Origin of the sequence: Colwellia chukchiensis (genome assembly GCF_002104455.1) — a bacterium.
Classification (GTDB): Bacteria; Pseudomonadota; Gammaproteobacteria; order Enterobacterales; family Alteromonadaceae; genus Cognaticolwellia; species Cognaticolwellia chukchiensis.
This window is the reverse complement of the sequence record NZ_NBOC01000004.1, coordinates 18477-38467: the sequence shown is the minus strand read 5'-3', so window position 1 is coordinate 38467 and position 19991 is coordinate 18477. Positions and strand designations below refer to the sequence as shown.

General features: G+C 41.4%; 17 protein-coding genes. 2 read left to right on the top strand and 15 right to left on the bottom strand.

All coding sequences use genetic code 11. From position 1 onward, the window contains the following. Nucleotides 1-132: 132 nt before the first annotated feature. The 4 genes from nhaA to B6K83_RS06640 all read right to left on the bottom strand — a co-directional run bounded on the left by nhaA (nucleotide 133) and on the right by B6K83_RS06640 (nucleotide 5752). On the bottom strand, nucleotides 133-1467 hold the full coding sequence (gene nhaA / locus B6K83_RS06655; protein WP_085284170.1) for a Na+/H+ antiporter NhaA: 1335 nt from the start codon (nucleotides 1465-1467) through the stop codon (nucleotides 133-135). Between the two features lie 134 nt (nucleotides 1468-1601). Then, nucleotides 1602-3752, bottom strand: a complete 2151-nt coding sequence (locus tag B6K83_RS06650; protein WP_085284169.1) for a transglutaminase TgpA family protein — start codon at nucleotides 3750-3752, stop codon at nucleotides 1602-1604. A gap of 4 nt (nucleotides 3753-3756) precedes the next feature. After that, a complete protein-coding gene (locus B6K83_RS06645) occupies nucleotides 3757-4782 on the bottom strand; it encodes a DUF58 domain-containing protein (RefSeq protein ID WP_085284168.1) in 1026 nt (341 codons plus the stop codon). A 40-nt stretch (nucleotides 4783-4822) separates the two neighbouring features. Continuing rightward, nucleotides 4823-5752, bottom strand: coding sequence for an AAA family ATPase (locus B6K83_RS06640; RefSeq protein WP_085284167.1), 930 nt, complete (start codon nucleotides 5750-5752; stop codon nucleotides 4823-4825). A 380-nt stretch (nucleotides 5753-6132) separates the two neighbouring features. On the opposite strand from B6K83_RS06640, the gene B6K83_RS06635 reads away from it, so the two are divergent. Further along, nucleotides 6133-7209 carry a M14 family metallopeptidase gene (locus B6K83_RS06635; protein ID WP_085284166.1) on the top strand — a complete coding sequence of 359 codons (1077 nt, stop codon included), beginning with the start codon at nucleotides 6133-6135 and terminating at the stop codon, nucleotides 7207-7209. 174 nt (nucleotides 7210-7383) lie between these two features. Here B6K83_RS06635 and B6K83_RS06630 read toward each other — a convergent pair whose 3' ends face one another. From B6K83_RS06630 to miaE, 3 genes are all read right to left on the bottom strand, one after another. Then, nucleotides 7384-9345, bottom strand: coding sequence for a methyl-accepting chemotaxis protein (locus B6K83_RS06630; RefSeq protein WP_085284165.1), 1962 nt, complete (start codon nucleotides 9343-9345; stop codon nucleotides 7384-7386). Nucleotides 9346-9773: 428 nt separating this feature from the next. Further along, nucleotides 9774-11039, bottom strand: a complete 1266-nt coding sequence (locus B6K83_RS06625; RefSeq protein WP_085284164.1) for a glycosyltransferase family protein — start codon at nucleotides 11037-11039, stop codon at nucleotides 9774-9776. Between the two features lie 36 nt (nucleotides 11040-11075). Further along, nucleotides 11076-11648, bottom strand: a complete 573-nt coding sequence (gene miaE / locus B6K83_RS06620) for a tRNA-(ms[2]io[6]A)-hydroxylase (RefSeq protein WP_085284163.1) — start codon at nucleotides 11646-11648, stop codon at nucleotides 11076-11078. A 565-nt stretch (nucleotides 11649-12213) separates the two neighbouring features. Here miaE and B6K83_RS06615 point away from each other — a divergent pair. Continuing rightward, on the top strand, nucleotides 12214-13317 hold the full coding sequence (locus B6K83_RS06615) for an HDOD domain-containing protein (protein ID WP_139175511.1): 1104 nt from the start codon (nucleotides 12214-12216) through the stop codon (nucleotides 13315-13317). Between the two features lie 12 nt (nucleotides 13318-13329). Here B6K83_RS06615 and B6K83_RS06610 read toward each other — a convergent pair whose 3' ends face one another. From B6K83_RS06610 to B6K83_RS06575, 8 genes are all read right to left on the bottom strand, one after another. Next, nucleotides 13330-13521, bottom strand: a complete 192-nt coding sequence (locus tag B6K83_RS06610) for a hypothetical protein (protein ID WP_085284161.1) — start codon at nucleotides 13519-13521, stop codon at nucleotides 13330-13332. A gap of 33 nt (nucleotides 13522-13554) precedes the next feature. After that, nucleotides 13555-15396 carry a nitric oxide reductase activation protein NorD gene (locus tag B6K83_RS06605; protein WP_085284160.1) on the bottom strand — a complete coding sequence of 614 codons (1842 nt, stop codon included), beginning with the start codon at nucleotides 15394-15396 and terminating at the stop codon, nucleotides 13555-13557. A gap of 111 nt (nucleotides 15397-15507) precedes the next feature. Next, nucleotides 15508-15786 carry a hypothetical protein gene (locus tag B6K83_RS06600; protein WP_085284159.1) on the bottom strand — a complete coding sequence of 93 codons (279 nt, stop codon included), beginning with the start codon at nucleotides 15784-15786 and terminating at the stop codon, nucleotides 15508-15510. A gap of 129 nt (nucleotides 15787-15915) precedes the next feature. After that, nucleotides 15916-17304, bottom strand: coding sequence for a cbb3-type cytochrome c oxidase subunit I (locus tag B6K83_RS06595; protein ID WP_085284158.1), 1389 nt, complete (start codon nucleotides 17302-17304; stop codon nucleotides 15916-15918). Nucleotides 17305-17308: 4 nt separating this feature from the next. Continuing rightward, nucleotides 17309-17749 carry a c-type cytochrome gene (locus B6K83_RS06590; RefSeq protein WP_085284157.1) on the bottom strand — a complete coding sequence of 147 codons (441 nt, stop codon included), beginning with the start codon at nucleotides 17747-17749 and terminating at the stop codon, nucleotides 17309-17311. 381 nt (nucleotides 17750-18130) lie between these two features. Next, a complete protein-coding gene (locus B6K83_RS06585; protein ID WP_085284156.1) occupies nucleotides 18131-18397 on the bottom strand; it encodes a cytochrome C oxidase subunit IV family protein in 267 nt (88 codons plus the stop codon). A gap of 11 nt (nucleotides 18398-18408) precedes the next feature. Beyond that, nucleotides 18409-19032, bottom strand: a complete 624-nt coding sequence (locus tag B6K83_RS06580) for a cytochrome c oxidase subunit 3 family protein (RefSeq protein ID WP_233143837.1) — start codon at nucleotides 19030-19032, stop codon at nucleotides 18409-18411. 7 nt (nucleotides 19033-19039) lie between these two features. Then, nucleotides 19040-19879, bottom strand: a complete 840-nt coding sequence (locus B6K83_RS06575) for a CbbQ/NirQ/NorQ/GpvN family protein (RefSeq protein ID WP_085284155.1) — start codon at nucleotides 19877-19879, stop codon at nucleotides 19040-19042. Between the last annotated feature and the right edge of the window lie 112 nt (nucleotides 19880-19991).

Here is a 19991-nt window from a genome sequence, read left to right as displayed (position 1 = left end):
CACAAGCTTTAATCCTAAAAGATTAACAGCCGCTAGGACTTGCTCATTAACGGACGTTAATTGCGGATATAAGCCACGACTAAATGTCGTGATGGCTTATATATCGATTACAATGGCCAATTAACGCGTTTGTTACTGCTTAGTCTTTGCAGCAATCAATCGTAGGTATAAACACCCTAACAAGGCAGCAAGCACTGAGGCGATTAAAATGGCCGTTTTTGCATATTGTAATTGCTCAGCTTGCTGACTAAAACCTAAGGTCGCGATAAAAGTTGACATGGTAAAGCCAATCCCGGTAATTAACGAAGCGCCAATCACATGTTGAAAGTTCACACCTTTAGGTAAACAACCCAGTTTAAATCGCAACACAAGCCAACAGGCACAACTAATTCCGAAAAACTTACCTAACACTAAGCCTGCAATAATACCTGCGCCAATAGGTTGCGTCATGCTATCAATAAATGAATTCATATTCACCACAACGCCGGCATTCGTTAAAGCAAATAGTGGTAAAATAAATAAGGATACCGGCAAGCTTAAGGCGTCTTCCCAACGACGCAATGGCGTACTTGCACCTTCTGCAACATCGCGCACTTCCAGTACCTGCTCATGCGCTTTTTTACTCGCTAATACATCAACGTCTTGTTGGTTTTTTTGTAAACGCTGTATTTTTGCTTGCGCTTTATCTAACAATTTTTCTGCGGACTTTTTCGGGCGAGCGGGTACGGTTAAGGCAATAGCTACACCCGCGACAGTAGCATGCACGCCTGAGTTAAGCATTAGTAGCCAAATGACTAAACTTACTAAAATATAAAACAAGGCATGCCGAACACCCGCGTAATTGGCCAAGGCGAGAAATGCGACTAAGGCAAAGGCTAGCGTTAAATGCAAAATCGCAATTTGCTCGGTATAAAATATCGCGATCACTAAAATCGCGCCAATATCATCCACAATGGCCAAGCCAACAATAAAAGCTAATAAGCTGGTTGGAATATGCTTTCTAACTAAGGTTAAGACACCCAGCGCAAAAGCGGTATCTGTCGCCATCGGAATGCCCCAACCTGCTTGAGAGTCAAGCGAGTAGTTAAATAATGCGTATATCAGTGCTGGTAGCACCATGCCGCCTAAGGCACAAAAAATTAACATGCGGCGGTTTTTTGCTTGTGCTAGATCACCCACTAATACTTCGCGCTTTATTTCAAGACCAAGCAAAAAGAAAAACACCACCATCAAGCCATCGTTAATAATATGCTTTAACGATACCGTTACTTGGAGATCACCTAAAATGATGCCTATTGGCGTATGGACTAAGTTAACATAGCTTGCCGCATACCCTGAATTTGCCCACCATAAGGCAATGATAGTTGAAAAAAACAGGATCAAGCTAGATGTCGTTTGCGCGCCTATAAAACTGGCAAAAGGCGTATGAATATTTTCCAAACCACGTTGTAATATATTTTTCGTCATCGAGCCTCCTTAATCATAGTGAAAAAGTATTACGCACGCTTAAAACCTAGCATCACAGAGGTTTATTGTAAAATGCAAGCGCGCCTAAGTCGCGACGTATTGCTAGCGCTTACTTAAAAGCCATGATGCTAGCCTCAGTTTTTTATTCCTAAGCGAGTGAGCCCCAATCGCCATCGCAAGCGCCAATAATGACGATTAGCGGCTTTGAGGTGTTGTGCATATTGTTGGTTTGTTAGACCTTGATATGACACAGCGGCAAAGCTATCAGTTATTGCCTGAAATGACGCCGATAACTCAGGTCGCTGTCGGTTAACTTTTTGCGCAAATTGTTGTGCGGTCATGGCCGTTTCTTTTGCCAGGCTATATTTGGCTAATAGCGCTAAAGTCTTTAAATAAATGACTATAATTTTATCTTGATGATGGCGTTTATCTTGCATTAGGTTAAAATATACAAGCAGCAAAGCGCAGGTTAATAGAAAAAATAAACCATACCCCAAGCTTTGGCGTTGTGTAAATACTGCTCGCAGCTTAGCCCAAAGCTGAAGCTGCTGTTGACCAGTATAGCCAATTACCCAACGGGTCCATTGATAATCCAGTGCATCAATTTGACTGCGTACTTGTTGATACCACCACATTGACCCTAGCCCCTGCATGGAAAAAAAGCTGTCAGATAAATTAGCATGTTCTTGCAATAAGTTATTGGAGAAACCTCGCTCAACGCGCTCAGGATCAACCGCAGCAGTTGGGTCGACACGTTGCCAACCTCGATTAGGTAACCATACTTCTGCCCACGCATGGGCATTACGTTGATAAACGCTTAAATAATTTGCACGTGGATTAAGCTCGCCACCAAGGTAGCCCACCACCAAGCGCGCTGGAATGCCCGCTGCGCGCATTAAATAAGTAAACGAACTGGCATAATGCTCACAAAAGCCAGCGCGGGTGTCGAAGTAAAACTGATCTAAACTGTTATTTTCCACAGGAGGCGGTTGTAAGGTATAAAAGTAACGCCCTTGATTAAAGTCGGTAAGTACTTGCTGAATTAGCTCGCTATCATTTTGAAAACGCTGACGTAAGCGTTTAGCTTTCGCCAGCAGTCTAGGGTTATTTTCGGTCACTAACTGTAAATTAGTTGCGCGACTTTGCTGGCTTAGGCTCGGTGCAAGTATCGCCTCTAAGAAGCTGGTTACTTGATAGCTGGTGGTTTGGCTAATAATGCCACGATAAAACAAAGCAAAGTCGTCTCGTTGACCAATATTGCCCTGTTGCGTGGTGGCAAAGTCTAATGCGAACAACCAAGACTGAAAGCTAGGCTCTACAATAACTTGATAGTCAATAGCATCACCTATCAAGCTGACGTTTGCTGATGGTTTGGCATTTTCTTTGTTAGCGCCATAATAACGGTTATAGTGATGTTGACCCGCACGCTGCCCAGCTTGTTGCCAGCTTACGCCGTCAAAGTCATCTAAAACCATGGCGCGCCAATAAAGCTGAGCGTGCGACGGCGTTTCATTTTCAAAGCTAACCCTAAACGCCAATTCATTCGATAACGCCAACTGCGCAATATCACCAATTTTTACGCGATCAGATAAGCCAACTTTCGCCGACTTAACATTGGGTACTTGCCAAAATGGCGTTAATTTAGGAAAAACAACAAACAATATAATGGCAAAAGGCAGCGAGTAAATACTGAGTTTAGCCAATAATTTAAGCTCAGATGCTAATCGGCGTTGCGGACTAAAAAAGTTTAATAACAGGTAGAAATTTGCAAATACTAGCGCTAAAACCAGCAAGGAAAAATAAATAGACTGGATAAAAATTAACGACGTGGTGGCGACAAAAACCCCTAAAACCACCAGCTGATATAAGTCTTTACGTTGGGAGATCTCAAACAGTTTCAAACTATAAGCAAAGCACAACAAATGGATCATGCTTGCTAACAACCCTAATGATTTACCCGCAGCCGCAATAACAACACTCCCTGAAATTGCCAAAATTAAAATCAACCACGAGGGTAATATTTTTGTGCTATGGGCTTGAGTTAACGCCTGAAGGCTTGCTTGCGCGCGCTTACTATGATTTCTCGTTTTTAAATACCCCAGCCATTGCAACACCAGTGCAGCAAGGGCAAATACAAGGTAAAAAGGATGCAATTGCTGCACTAAGGTGAGTACGTTAAAAAGTTGCAACAGCAACAGTGCAAAAAACAATTTACGCGGCAAAGTTAACGCTGTGCTATCACTCGATAAGCCTTTACGACTTGTTGTGGCTTGTTTGCTCATCATACCCTCAAAACTTGGCTAATGCCGTTAAGCACTTCAGGGTATGTTCGCGACCGTTATCATAGCTAAAACTTTGATTGGGTAATGTTAAAGAAAAACCAAGTTGCTTATCGGCGCTGTCTTTTATAGCAAAACTTAGCCAACTTAAACGTTGCTCAGTACTGCCCTGTGGCAATGATGAAAAATCAAAGTGTAACTTAGCCGATAAAGCCTGCTGGTAGTGCTTTGTCAACCAACCTTGCCCCCGCGCCACATGCTTCCATGCCACGCGTGATAGTGGCTCGCCCGTTTGATAACTTTGTAGTTGATAAAACTCATCTTGACCGGCTTGGCCGCTACTGTGATAACTTTCAATCGAGCTCGTTGTCTGTTGACTGGCCGCCTTGTTGCTAGCATCTGCCCAGCAGTAACTCATAGGCTTTGGAAAAGCCGTTACCTGCTGTGCAAAGTCTAAACTGGTCCATGTTTTAAAGAGGCCAAAGCCGTATTCACTGGCGATCAGGACGCGTGGCAAGGAGTACTGCCCACGCCGTACGAGCCGATACGGCACTTGAATGCAAGTGTGGCCAATCGGTAACTGCGCCATTGTTACCACATCTGGCGACTGACTTTTTTCCGCAAGGACAAAGGAAAAGCCAATATTAAAACGTTTTTTATCGCTACTCACCTGTAATGGAAAATATACTTGGCTAGCGACAAAGCCCTGTATGGATTGCTCGGCACGAAAGCGCAAGCCACTGAGATTAAAAAAACTATGGTGTAATACCACAATAAAAAAGCTCACCAGTAAATAACTCAGCAAAATAATCACGTTGTTTTGATAATTTGTGCCCAATAGAAATAGCAACAAGGTAAAAAATAAAAAGCTGGCACCAAAGCGTGTCGGCATAATAAAAATATTTTTGTAATTGATCGACTGGTGAGCGGCTTGTGGCATACGTCGTGTTATCCAAGCTTGAACGCGTTGCGCAACCACAACTTGTATCGGCCTAAACAGCCGAGACCATAAACTTTTTTGTGTGTGCTTTAACACCGATGCACCTCACCGGTATTTTTGCTTATGAGTACTGTCATTAAGCTAAGGGATCCGTTGGATTAACTTGTGACAATATCTGTTGTGAAAGCTCATTAGCTTCGTCAAAAATATGGTGTTGCTGTGGCGCCAACCTATGCTCACACACAGGCGAGAACACGGCTTGTACATCATCGGGGATAACATAGTCTCTATTTTCCATAAACGCCCAAGCTTTCGCGGCAGCTAATAATGACTTGCCGGCTCGTGGTGATAACGCCTTAGCTTGACTGTCTTGGCTTCTGCTTAGCCGACAAAGTGCAATCACATAATCAATAATTGCAGCACTAACACTGATATTGGCAATGTGTTGTTGAATTTCACGCAACTGGTTAAGATCTATACAGGCCGTAATGGCCACTGTATCACGATGCGAACTGTTAGCTTGTAAAATTTTTCGCTCCGCCGCGATGCTAGGAAACCCCAAAGACAATCGCATCATAAACCGATCCAGTTGTGACTCAGGTAAAGGGTAAGTACCAGCATGTGACATTGGGTTCTGGGTGGCAATAACAAAAAAAGGCTCAGGCAGTGAGTGCGTAACACCATCGACGCTCACTCGCCCTTCTTCCATCGCCTCTAATAATGCACTTTGTGTTTTTGGGCTCGCGCGATTGACTTCATCTGCTAATACAACTTGATTAAATATTGCCCCAGGATGCAATTGAAACGATTTGCTTTGTTCTTCATAAATGGCAATACCGATAACATCTGACGGCATTAAATCTGAGGTAAATTGAATACGTTGATAAGACAAGCCTAAGGTCGCTGCCAAGGTGTTAGCTAAGGTGGTTTTTCCCATCCCCGGTAAGTCTTCAATTAAAATGTGGCCTTTAGCTAATAAACAAGCCAGCGCCAATTTTATTTGATGTGGTTTGCCAATCACCACTGTCTCTATTTGCGCTAAAATATTTGCAACCACAGTTTGCATACGATGTTACCTCCTTTTGTGAGTACTCAGCATAAGTAATTATCTTACTAATACCAAGCTAAATAACGATGATTGATATCGTCTATAACATGACAACGACAAATGCGTGAACAACAAACTGGCTGTCACGGGCAACAACGTAGCTTCCGATAACTCGCCATTGTCATGGTAAAAAACAACCACTAAAATAAAAAGCTGCTAAATGTATCACTTTCTCAACACAAATCCGCAGCTTATTTGACCTCAGTCAACAACCCATTACTCGGCTTTATGTCATGCTTAGAAAATATAATAAATTAAGACGTTTTCTAGGCAATCTTTTGTCATGTTTCATTCTAGTTTTGACACACGCGCCGGTCTGGCGCACTTTGGGGTAAGTTATGGATATAGATTTTAGCGAAATAAACTATTTAGTAGACCCTTGTAGTCGTACCTTGCACGCCGATTATGAACAGTTTTTGCTATCGCTAATAGGTTTAACCGTAATCGATATTAATGGAGAAAATAATGATGAATGGCGCGTTATCTCTACCTTATTACACGGTGACGAACCTTCTGGTTTAATTGGTATTCACCGCTGGTTAACCGCAGAAAACACTTTACCTCGCCCGAAAACCAATATTCGTATTATAATTTCCTCGGTGGAAGCAGCTACGCATCAACACCTTTTCCATCATCGTTATATGCCTGATGGCATTGATTTAAACCGCTGTTTTAATGAACAAAGTATTCGTCAAAGTGAGTACCAGGATAATCAACACCTCAACGGCTATGTTGAGCGGGCAAGGCTAATAGCCCATGCGATTCGCGAAGTAAATCCGAAAGCCATTATTGATATACATAATACCTCGGGTAATTGTCCAGCCTTTGCCGTTAGCACCTTGATCAGCCCCAATGTATTATCTATCACCTCTTATTTTTGTGACACTTTATTGTTATCTGATATTCGTATTGGCGGCTTGATGGAGGTCGATTTTCCATGCCCTGTGGTCACCATAGAATGTGGTGGCAAAATGGATGATCAAGCTCACGATGTTGCCTTCAAGGGTATTAAACAGTTTGCTCAATGCGACAGTCAATGTGCGCTGCCGCAAGATAAGGCCGTACAAATTCTGTATAAGCCCTTACGTTTAACTATTAAACCAGATCGAAAGCTATCATTTAGCAAGCATGATGAAAACTACAGTGGTGTAACCCTGCGCGATAATATTGAGCAATTTAATTACGGTGGCTGCTGTGACGGCTTGGTATTAGGTTGGTTAGATGATAAAGGCTTAGAAAACCTCGAAATGTTAAATGACCAAGGAGTGAATGTCATTGATAAGTATTTTAGAGTTGATGAAAATAAATTGCTTTGTGCAAGCAATTTAAAAATATTTATGGCCTCGACCGAAAAAGATATCGCCCGCTCAGATTGTTTGTTTTATGTGGTGAATAACGTTAGCAACTTTTTGTAAAACTCAAACTAAGATCGCGGCGCTAAGCTATTACTCGGCGCTAAAAAACGTCGCTATTTTTTAACTTAATTTAACTTAAACACCTTGTATATCCCCCAAAAACAAAAAAAACAGTATCAATATAAAAATTGATACTGGCTTTTTAGCCATTGTTTATTTTCGTTACTGCTATCGTTACGGCTGGCTCACATTAAATCGCCCAACCAAGTTGGTTAAATCTTTTGATAAGACGAGCAAGTCTTTTGAGCCGTCCGCCAATGCATCAGCTGTTGTAACTATCCCTTTGGCCGAGTGATTTATGCCACTGATATCGTCATTAATCAGATCTGATGAACTGCACTGTTGCTCTGCGGCATGCGTAATACGCGCTATATTTTCTTTCATTTGTCCCACTAACGAACTGATTTCGTTAAATGACTGGTTTGCTTGTTCTATTTTTTCAATGGTCTGTTGCGATTGTTCAACATTCACTCCCATTTGCTGAGAAACAACACGGGTTTTTTCTAGCAAATTCATTAGTACGGTATCAATTTCTTCAGTCGCACCGCGTGAACGTTGGGCTAATGTTCTCACCTCATCGGCAACAACCGCAAAGCCTCGTCCTTGCTCACCTGCTCTTGCTGCTTCAATTGCCGCATTCAGTGCTAATAGGTTGGTTTGCTCTGCTATGCTGCGGATCACATCTAATATCTTGGTAATATTTTCGCTTTCCAGCTCGAGTGACTTCATCGATTGCGATGACTCACTTAACGATTCATTTAATAAACTCACTTCATTAACCGTCACTGAGATCAACGACGTGCCTTTTTTTGCATACTCTTGTGTTTTAATAATCGTCGTTGAACTTTCATGACAATCATTGGATGTTTGGTGTGCGATATCTGTCATAGTTGTTATGAGACTATTCACATTGTCTATCGATTGCTCTTGTTGGTGGCTAACTGATTTAACATCCGCAATTTGCTGGCCTGATTGATTTGCCGCCATATTTAAAGTAGATGCACAAGTTTTAATATCAACCACAAGCTGATGAATAGAATCTAAAAATTGATTAAACCATTGTGCTAATTCACTGACTTCATCGTGACCTATAACGGCTAAGCGCTTAGTTAAGTCGCCCTCACCTTGTGCAATATCACGCAAGCCTTCAGCAACACGGTTAATAGGCTGAACAATGCGATTAGCTAACCAAAAACCTATGGTAATAAATAATGTCACCATGATTAGGGCAATAACGGCAATGGTTAGACTCATACTATAAGCGGGCGCTAAAATTTCATCGCTATCAATAACACCGACAAAACGCCACTTTAACGTATTGGAGTAATAGCTAGCGACATTGACATCCATACCTAAATGCTCTGTCGAAAAGTGATGTTGGTTCGGCGTTTTTTGTAAGGTAGAAAATAATGATGATGGCAGATCTTTAATATTTTTAAAGTTGTTTTCTGGCGTTTTAGCGTCAGCTAAAATGGTTCCTGACTCATCAATAAGGATCAAATAGCCACTTTTACCTAACTTAGTGTTACTCAATATATCGGTCAAAGTCGACAAAGTAACGTCTAGCCCTTGAACGCCAACAACATTACCTTGCGCGTTTTTAACTACAAACGCCGACGTGACCACAGGTTTTCCAATAACATCTTGATATGCTTCTGTAATAATTGGCTCGTTCGGCGAAGCTAGCGCTTGTTGATACCAAGGTCTTTGTCTCGGGTCATAACCACCAAGCACTTCCAATGGATATTGCACAAAGCCACCATCTTTAGTGCCCGTGTAGACATAAAGTAAATCGGGATGCGACTGACCAAAATTTTCATAAAGCTTATATAAAGCCAATTCTTCGCTCGAGTCATTTTTTGGCGCCATCATATGCTCTGCGTCAAAATAAGTATGTGTATTATCAGGAAGTTGCGTGGTTAATTTGTTCGCAGCTAAAAATTTTACATTAGCTTTAATTTGTTGGAAAAATAGCTGAAAGCCTTTATCAACTTGGCTGAGTTCATTCTGCGTGTGCTCAACAAAGTTTGTAGAAGATTTAGAGATTGTCATGGAGATACTAACAATCGCAATGGCAATAATAGGTAATATAACGGTAGCTGCAAAACTCAGCGTTAATTTAGAGCGAATATTCATAGTAAATCATTAAATAGCGATAAATGTAGCCACAATATAACTGAGACTGACACTAAGACCAAGCGCCATTTGTCGATGTTTATTAACTGTTCCACTTTTCTATGTCTATGGTAACACTACTTTTTTGCAAGCAAAGTTGCGCATAAACGCCGTTATGGGTTATCGGCTCGCCAGCAGTTTACGGTTAATCAAACAAAACAGACTGCTAAACCGACACCAATAAGCTAATAGCAGGGAAATACCAGTTTAAATTGCTCACTTCGTTGCGGCAAAAGTTCGTTGCAAAACGAGATAAAAAATATCGAAAACGAAATAATAAGTGGCAAGCGTACTTAAGGTTTCAGCCAGCACACTGAGTACTAAGAAGCGCACCACTTGTTACCGCGCCCTTAAAAAATAACTATTTAAGTGCCGCTAGCGTGAGTGACTTACCTTAAGTGGTCAATGGAAAAGGGGGCTGTTGCTATCGCTTGCTCTAAGGGAATATTGGCTAAGCCTAAATCTCGTACGGCATGAATAAACTTCAAGGTTTTAAAGCTATCAAACCACACTACTAACTGTTTATTAAACTGCTGCTGTTTAGCATTTTTTTGCTTATTGATAAAAGCCATTAAACCAACTGCGCTTAACGCCTGTTGAATATAGTCAGGTAATTCGCTCAACCATAACTCAGGCTGATGCCGTTGTTGCCATAAATGTTCAAATGCCTGTAAGCAGGTGCGCAAAGCAGTAAAAACCTGGGGATGATAATAGTAATAATCAGCCCCAGTTTGCGCTAAATGCATAATATTTTGCACCGCAGGCCCAGTACCAAAAGGTACCCGTTGCGACGGCCGAGCATCAAGCTTGATCAACACATCAGACAAAAAAGCAACCTCACCCAACTTGGCAAGTTTATTAAGTAAATAAAAGTCTTCGCCAGCGCTGCGCTTTGGAAAACCGCGCGCTTGGCTATAGGCGAAAACATCAAAAGATAAGGTACTGCCGATAGTAAAGTACGCGGATGGTGATTGCGCGTATTGTAAGCCCGCCACATAATAACGTAAGGCGTTTTCGTAGCGCATATTGGCATCATGAATTGCAAGGTGACGACTGTAATGATAAAAGTTGCAGCAAGTTACTACCGCCTTATCAAGCAGGGGGTTGGCTTGACCATAAGCGCTCAAATAATTGTCTGGTAGGTGTGCATCAGCGTCGGTGGAGTGCAACCACGAAGAGCTGATCTGCCCTTGATGATATAGCTTAAGTGCTAAATCTGCGCCAATTTTTCGAGCCAAGCCGACGCCTTGTTCGACGGGAATTGGCACATTGTATCTATCAACCAGCAAGATGGCGGAATTTGATTGCTGTTCAACACTGTTTAACTCTACCAGGTAAAGGTTGTTGTGTTGCCAACGTGTTTCACCTTGCTGTTTGATGTAAGCACTTAAATCAACTTGCGCTTGTTGCTGTTGCAAAGATAACCCACTATCAGGCTGATTGATGATCACAATCAATAAGCAGGCTTGTTGGGCCAGTACAGAATGAACAAAGCGGTCAATAAAGTCGCCAGTTTCTTGAAATGCAGGGATCACCACCGCGTGCTGATAATATAAAGTGCTTGGAAAGCTTGCTAATGCCTGCACTTCTGGCTCTGCATAATGTGCCAGATATTTAGCGCACGCTTTTTCTCGGGCCACACTGACCTTACTCATGGACTTTCCTAACTTAATCTAACTTAGCAATCGCTGCTAATGTAATGCCGCTCGAAAAGGCAAAGCAGCACAAATATCGGCTTCAATGCTAAGGATTTCAGCTAACCTTTGGTCAACTTCAGCCGGCGGAAAATACTCATAGGCGAGCTCAACAAATAAATTTTTATGTTTTTCTTCCGACTTGGCAATACTTTGATAAAAGTCTTTATCTTTGCCTGCTGGTAAAGCTGCTGCCACCAAGGAAAATCGTTCATGACCACGAGCCTCAATAACACCGGCCACCAGTAACCTATCCATAAAAAACACGTCACTACCGTTGCGAAACACTTTACGGATTTGGTTAATGTATGGGTCTTTTTCATCGGCGCCAAGTTGACCGCCACGGGCATTGATCAGCTTTAATACCTGTTTAAAGTGTATCAACTCTTCTATCGCTAAGTCAGCCATGGCTTTAACCAATGATTTGCGATCGGGGTAATGTGAGATCATAGACATCGCCATACCTGAGGCTTTTTTCTCAGCGGCGGCATGATCCGTTAAAAATGCGTCGAAGTCTTTTAATACAGCATCCACCCAAGCTTGCGGGGTTTGATATTTTAATTGAAACATAATGAAAATTTTATTTACAGTGCTAAAAAATAATGCCGGTATTTTACACGCCCTGACGTTAGCAACAAGGAAATACTCCTTTAAGTTACATTTTTGCGAATAATATAAGCTATAACCCTTTACACAAGTGACATTGCTCCCTGCTAACTTTGCTTCATGCTAAAATTTGGCAAATAGCCATGTTAAATACAGCTTAATGTCTTTGCTTGGGTCGGTTGATCTTTCATGGTTAACATTTGTGCCATTTAAAATGGATTTAATCGCGCGCGAGCGTTGAATAATCGTGATGCTAGTTAAAAAGCGAATAACCAAGCCGACATCCGTTTTTATATGAACCTAAAGGCAGCACTTGTCTAAGCACCAAAAAAATCGCTGTAAAAAGTAATCTCCAAAGAGCCCCCTAGTTAAACGAAAAAATAAACGAGAAAATAAACGTAAAACATGCTACAACTGTTGAAGATAAAAGTGATAGCATAACAACCCTAGTACGCTAGAGACTGATAGCAATAACGTGTTATTTTCTAGCCCGTTTTTAGTCATTCCATTGGCTCATAAGTTGGCAAATATGTTCACAAGACTACTGAATAAACTTTTCAATAAAACGCCGAAAACAGCTAGCAACCTTTATTACTTTGAAGACAGTAGAAAAGTATCAACCTTAGATGATGAGCATAAATGTCAGGGGGTTGAAACACAGCCAAAGCCTATATCCTACCGCAGCTTTGAAGATGAATATCAGCAGGCATTTTATGACTATTTATTGGGTGCATCACCGAGTCAAGCATTAACCAATAACGATGAGTTAACTGACTACATTACAGAAAAAATACAAGCGTTACTCAAGCAGCCAAAACTCATTTTAGCAGCACTGCCTATTTTACCCGCATCATTAACTGCCATTATTGCACAACTCGACAATGCAAACTTTGATACCGATGAGTTAATCAACCTTATCCAACAAGAACCCGTCATTGCAGCAAAGGTCATCGAACTTGCTAACTCTAGCTATTACAACCGACAACAGAAAGCCATCACCGAGCTTAAGTCGGCCTTTATGCTACTTGGTGCAAAAGGGTTAGTTGAAGGAGTCATTAACGGTTTTATTAGCAAAATGGTGCCACAAAGTAACGTTTACTTTCGCCAATACGGTGAGAAAATATGGCAACATAGCTTGTTAACTGGCATTAATGCGAAAAGCATCGTTCAACAATCGCCATTACAAGGTAGTGCTGCACAAGCCTATTTCATTGGCTTGATCAGCCATTTAGGTGATTTAATTATTTATCAATTGATGCTGGGAGCTTTTGCCATTGTACACCCTGACTGTCAACCAAATGCCGCCTCATTTAAAGACATGATGGCTAAAAACTCAAAAAAACTGACTTACTTGATCGCCAAATATTGGCAGTTTCCGCCAGCAATTTTAGAGGTGTTAGCATTGCAAGCGAAAATGAAAAAGGCAGCTTTATTACCTACTTTATACAAAAACCGCCCGCTAGCTTGCTATTTATATGAGGCCAACATTATTAGTGAGTTGCAATCAAGACAAAAGCAGTTTCCGCTAGAGTCACAAACTATTGACGATGTCGCCAATAATTTATTGTTTAGTGAAGAGGCAAAGTTGCTGTTATCGCAACTACTGGCTAGCACAAGCTTAGCAAAAGCCTAACTGACGTTAGTATTAACGCGGTAACAGATACATCATGACTACACAAAAAATCACTATACCCCAGAATGCTTTAGCAAAAAAACTTAAACGCGCTTTGCCTTCGGGGTGATGCTGAGTTAGCGCCATGCCACAATGGCTACAGTTTGCTAATTTACTGTCATTTTTTACTTGGCAAAATAAGCAAGCGACTTGTTCTTCGGCCATATTGCCTCCCACATAAATTTATTGTGCTGCGATTTATTGACTGGTTAGTTGATGATATAACTGCGGCAAGCGCACAGGCAACTGCTCAGGTCTTAAAATAACCGTATACCCATTACTACCAAAAATGTAAGGTAAATAGCTTTGTGCTTCTTGGTCTATGGTAATACAAAACGGTTTAATACCCAGCTTATTGGCTTCTTTTATCGCTTGATGCGTGTCTTCGATACCAAAGCGCCCTTCATAATGATCGATATCATTTGGCTTACCGTCGGTTAATATTAGTAATAATTTCTGGCTACTGCGTTGCTCAACCAAAACTTTCGTTGCTTGGCGAATCGCTGCCCCCATGCGAGTATAAAAGCCTGGGCGAAGTGATTGTACGCGGCCTCGAATAATATCGTCGTATTTTTCATTAAAGTTTTTCAATAGCGTAAAGCGGACATTGCTGCGCCTAACTGAAGAAAACCCATACATAGCAAAACTGTCTTGAACGCTGTGTAACGCCTCAGCAAATAACAGCATAGAGTCTTGCACCACATCAATTACCCGGCTGTTATCGTCTAGGTAGGCATCCGTCGACATGGATAAATCAGCCAGTAACAAAGTGGAAATATCGCGATTATTACCACGAAAGCTGCGGTAATGGCCTCGTTCTTCAGTGGGTGATATTTTTGATTCAACATGAAAATCAAGCCACGCTGGTAAGTCGAGCTCCTCTCCCTGTTGCTGACCTTTGAGCCAATATCGTACGCTGCGTAATTGTTCAAATTGCGCTTGAATAGCTTTTGCCGTTTTTTGTAATTTTATTGGTAACTTTTTCGGACCTGCATCTTTAGGTAACATGGGTTGCAATAAGCAGCGATCCGCTTCTAGACATTGTTTTTTATAGTGCCACTCTGGAATTTTAATGCCCTCGCCTAACGGCAAGTCATCTTCAGATGCCGAAGGTAAGTCCATATCGATTTTAATACGGGCACTTTTTTCGCTTTGCTGATTTGATAAGGTAATTTTATCAAGATCTTCTGCGATACGCTGATTGTCCTCTTCATCGTCATCACTGTCATCGGTTCCACGGTCAAGCTTTGAAAACTCACTCCAAGAAAACAGGCTTTCTAGACGAAATATCATCATGCCTTCTTTATCGTCACCTGTGTCAACACGCTCAGCTTTTTTTCGGGTGCTGTCACTTTTTTTCGCTTTACTTAACTCTGCTGATTCGCCGTCCTCTTCATCGTCGATATACTCAGGTAATACTTGTGGGTCAACTTGCGCAGACGGGTATAGCCACAAATATACGGCTTGCGGCGCGTAATTAACCGTTGGAAACTCTGTAACTGACCCCGGCTGTAATATCGCTTGCCTGATGGCTTGCTCCATTAATTGCTCAGCTTTTGGTCTTTTGCTGTGATCGCCACGGCTAGCAATAAAGGCTTGAGCCAAGCGCTGATAACGAGCTTTTAATACCGGATAACGCTGCAATACCTTAACCACTAACGCTTGGTTATCAATTGCCCAATGTCGAAACTTACCATCATGTTGAGCCGCTAACACGGCTAACCATATATATAAGTCATGATTGAGCTCAGTAGTTGGAAATACCGCTAAGGTTTCAGGCAGTCGTAAGCTTTCGTCATCTTGCCAAGCTAAGCTGATTTGTTGGTTTTCACCGGCAATTTTTTCTAAAAAGCTGCGCCGGACAATATAGTCACGACCACTGGCCGCTTCAACACGCTTAACCGCGTCACCGCCTAAGGCACGAAAAACCATACCTATAGCATGACTCACATCGGCAAACTGCACCGCTGCATGCTCGTAATTTGAGCTTGCTTTACGCGTAATGTATTTGTGCCAAAGACCGCCTACCCACTCTTCCATTTTACCTTTCCCAACAGAACAACCGCTTTAGATAGCTCTATGCTAACGTGAATTTAGTAACGCCATTGTGATGTATGTCAAATTAGTGGCGTTAGCATGAAAGTTTCTAGTTTACATTTTAGGGTCGGGTTTATGCGTCACTTTGTCTTGTGGCACAGTTAAGTCGGGTAAGTTGGCGCTACCAATACTATGGAGAACTAAACCCATGGTAAAACAAAAAAACGAAATTGAGCCAAAAAATGCCTTCATCACTTTATCGTCAGTGTCATTTAGAGTTAGTAGATAACCGGCACAAATAAAGGCAGCAATGATACTGACAATGCTAACCACTTTTGCCAACCGTTGCAGGATATGCTTTTGTTTTCGTTGTGTTAATTGATAATCACTCATGAAGTACTCCACCGCTTGTTATCAAGTTCAGATACTATAATGGTTAATAAACAAAGCCGCGATATAACTATCACGGCTTTATTATTGCTAAGTAACGTGTGACACATTACTTAAGGTCAAGGCTATCGCTTATGCAGTTTGCTTACTTTTAACAAAAAAGCTTGCAAGATAGGCAATAAGACCAATCAAAAATACAACACCAGCGATTTCACGCAACCAGTAGAATATTGCTAATTTGTCTTGTGTCGCCATAAAGCTTAACGCTTCACCACTTTCTGGGATACGTTGCAACCAAACTTGCAAGATACCCGCACCGGTTAAGAATAAGGTAATAAATACCATACCGACTGTCATTAACCAAAAGCCCCACATTTCTGTGACTTGTGCTTTATTGCAGTTCGCTTCACCGATACCGCGCAACTTAGGCATAGCATATGACATTATTGTCATTACTATCATGGCATAAGCACCGTAGAATGCCATGTGACCATGTGCTGCGGTAATTTGAGAGCCGTGAGTAAAGTAGTTTACCGGTGCCAATGTGTGTAAGAACCCCCACACACCTGCGCCTAAAAATGCCATTACTGATGTGCCAAGCGCCCATAACGTTGCCGCTTTGTTTGGATGCTCACGACGACGACGGTTAACCATATTAAAGGCATATAACACCATAGCGAAGAAAGGTAGCGGTTCGATGGCTGAGAAAATTGAGCCAACCCACTGCCAATACTCAGGCACCATTAACCAATAGAAGTGATGGCCAGTACCTAAGATACCTGAGATTAGCGCCATCGCGATAATAACATACAACCACTTTTCAATTACTTCACGGTCAACACCAGTGATTTTGATTAATACGAAGGCTAAAATGGCACCCATGATTAATTCCCAAACACCTTCTACCCATAAATGGACCACAAACCACCAGAAGTACTTATCTAATGCTAAGTTTGTTGGGTTATAGAAAGCAAATAGGAAGAATACAGCTAAACCAATTAAACCTGTCATCATCACCATATTGATAGCCGTTTTACGGCCTTTCAAAATGGTCATACCAAGGTTGTATAAGAAGCCTAAAGCCACTACCACAATACCGATTTTAATAATGGTCGGTTGTTCTAGGAACTCACGCCCCATGGTAGGAAAATAGTCATTACCTGTGATATGCGCTAGCGTGGCATAAGGTACAAACAAGTAACCTAAAATGGTTAATACACCAGCACCAGCAAAGATCCAGAATAAGACCATAGCGAGTTTAGGACTGTGTAGCTCGGTTTCGGCTTCTTCGGGTACTAAATAATAGGCAGCCCCCATAAAGCCAAACAATAGCCAAACAATTAACAAGTTAGTATGCACCATGCGTGCAACGTTGAATGGAATTAAACCACCGACGATATCGCCGACAACATATTGTAATCCCATGAGTAGGCCAAATAATATTTGACCGACAAACAAGACCATAGCAAATACAAAATAAGGCTTTGCAACGGCTTGTGATTGATATTTTAGAGTATTCACGCCATTATCCTTCTATGTTTGGTGGCCAGTTGTTAGTATCCATTTCAGACGCCCATTTAAGGAACTCTGCTAGATCATCAATTTCTTGATCTGATAAATGGAAATTAGGCATTTGGCGACGGCCTGGAATATTAAGCGGTTGAGCTTTCATCCAGCCACTGAAGAAAGCTTTAAAACCTTCTTCACCACCGCGACGGTTATAAACATTAACAAGTTCAGGTGCAAAATATGCGCCTTCACCAATTAATGAATGACAACCAACACAGTTGTTGTCTTCCCATAGCGCCTTGCCGCGTGCTACAGACTCAGTGATATTTTGACGATGGTCCCGTTTGGGCATCTCTTTGGTTGTGTGGAAAGTCAAAGCAAGAAATATTAAAAAGAAGAATACACTTCCACCGTAATAAATATTTCGAGCCATGCCTTTTGTAAAACGCTCTGACATGGTATTTCCCTTATTAAAATAATGTAATAAAGCAAATTCATGATAAGGGAATCTCTAGCTGTTGATCTTGATGAGAATCAAGTTTTTAGAAAAGTGTAACAAATAAAATCAAAAAAACCTGTTAGCGACAAATAAATACCTTGACCGCACGATAAACCATAAGGATTTTGTTGATAATACCAGCAGTAAACCCTTAATTTATGTAGGGTTTTTAAAGGTATAGCGACGAAATAAAACTCGCTAACTAACGCGCTACAATACTGTTTTTGCTAAGTTAAAATTGAGCGACTGTTAACAAAAACAAGCCTTGTTTGCTGACTAAAAAGCTGCGCTGTTATCACAGGTGACCGCCAGATAACAGCCGGTAAAATGATGAATGGTTTACAAATAAATAAAGGTAATAATTAGTGGAATAATAATTACATAAGCTAGCATTACGCTGCGCCATAACCTAGGTGCGTGTTTAAGCTCCATAAAAATATCAATAATTTGCTGCCCTTTCATGGCGATAATCAACATTACTATGCTAATAAAGGCAAAGCGATTAAAAGCCGTTGATTGATAATAAAGTCCAATCGCAACAGAGACTAAGGTAAGAATAAGTAACCAAGCCCAACTCAGCGCAAAACCTTGCCATACTTTTAACATTTAGCGACTCCCTAAATAATATAAATGAGCGGAAATAAAATAATCCACAATAAATCCACCATATGCCAATAGCAGGCGCCAGATTCAAAGCCTGAAAACTCATTCTCGGTTGTCGGATCGTTGTAATTGTCTTTATAAACGTTAATGGCCATATACGCCAGAATCAACATTCCTAAAATAATATGTAGAAAATGAAAAGCAGTGATCAAAAAATACAAGGTGAAAAAAGTATTGGTTTCAATATGAATACCTAAGGCAAATAGCGCTTGATACTCCCATAGCTTTAACACTACATAAACGCCGGCAAATACTAACGCTAAGCCCAAGTGCCGCAGAGTTTGTTTAGCATTATTTTTTCGCATCGAATGTAACGATAGAGCAACAAAGTAACTGCTGGTGATCAAGGCAATGGTATTGATAAGCCCTGCCACCTTATGCAGCTGTGCTTTTCCTTCCGCGAACATGGCCATATTGGCATTTTCCGCAACGGCAAAGCCAATAAAAAATACCGCAAATACTGTTAACTCGGCCAAAATAAAAAACCACATTGCCAAATCGCCTGGCAAGCGTTTATCTGCCTTATTTTCTAACAGCTGAGTTACTGATTCTGCTTGCAAAATATTTTCTGTTTTCATGGTGGCGTTAGGCGTCAAAGTAAATTTTTACTACTTCCATAATTGAGTTCACCGTTTGAATATCATCAGAGAGTGGCTCAGCTAAACAACAACGACAAACATCTAATGGATTCATGCCTGAAGTCATCATTTTCGCGGCATAAATCAATAAACGGGTTGAGGCAACTTCTTCGAGATCATTGTCTTCAAGGCGGCGTAAGGCTTGTGCTAACTCAACAAGTTTAAAGGCTAAATTTGGCTCAACGCCCGTTTCTTTAATGATAATATCTTGTTCTATTTCGCTTTCTGGGTAACCAAAGCGCAAGCCAATAAAGCGCTGACGGGTACTAGGTTTCATGCCTTTAAACAGGTTTTGATAGCCGGGGTTATAAGATACCACCAGCATAAAACCCGGTGCGGCTTCAATAAGTTCACCGGTGCGCTCTAATGGCAAAATACGGCGATCATCTGCTAACGGGTGTAGCACAACTGTGGTATCTTTGCGTGCTTCTACCACTTCATCTAAATAGCAAATGCCGCCTTCACGCACCGCCCGCGTTAAGGGTCCATCTTGCCAGTACGTCCCTTGCGGTCCAACGAGGTGGCGGCCAACTAAGTCAGCGGCGGTTAAGTCATCATGGCAGGCAACCGTATATAATGGTTTATTGAGTTTTTCCGCCATGTGGGCAACAAAACGGGTTTTACCACAACCGGTTGGGCCTTTAATTAACACCGGTAATTGTTGGTTGTAAGCATATTCAAATAATGCCACCTCATTATCTTGCTCTTGATAAAATAGTGACGTCTTTGCTTGGTCTGTGTTATCAGCAGCGATCGCCACCGAGGCATTTAAATTGAGAGTAGTCATAATTTCCTATTCGCATTTGTATATCAGCAATGATGTTAGATATCGAAGTAATTGCGGCTAAATTACGCGCTATAGGGAACAATGGCAATGATAGAATATGTAAACGTTGAGA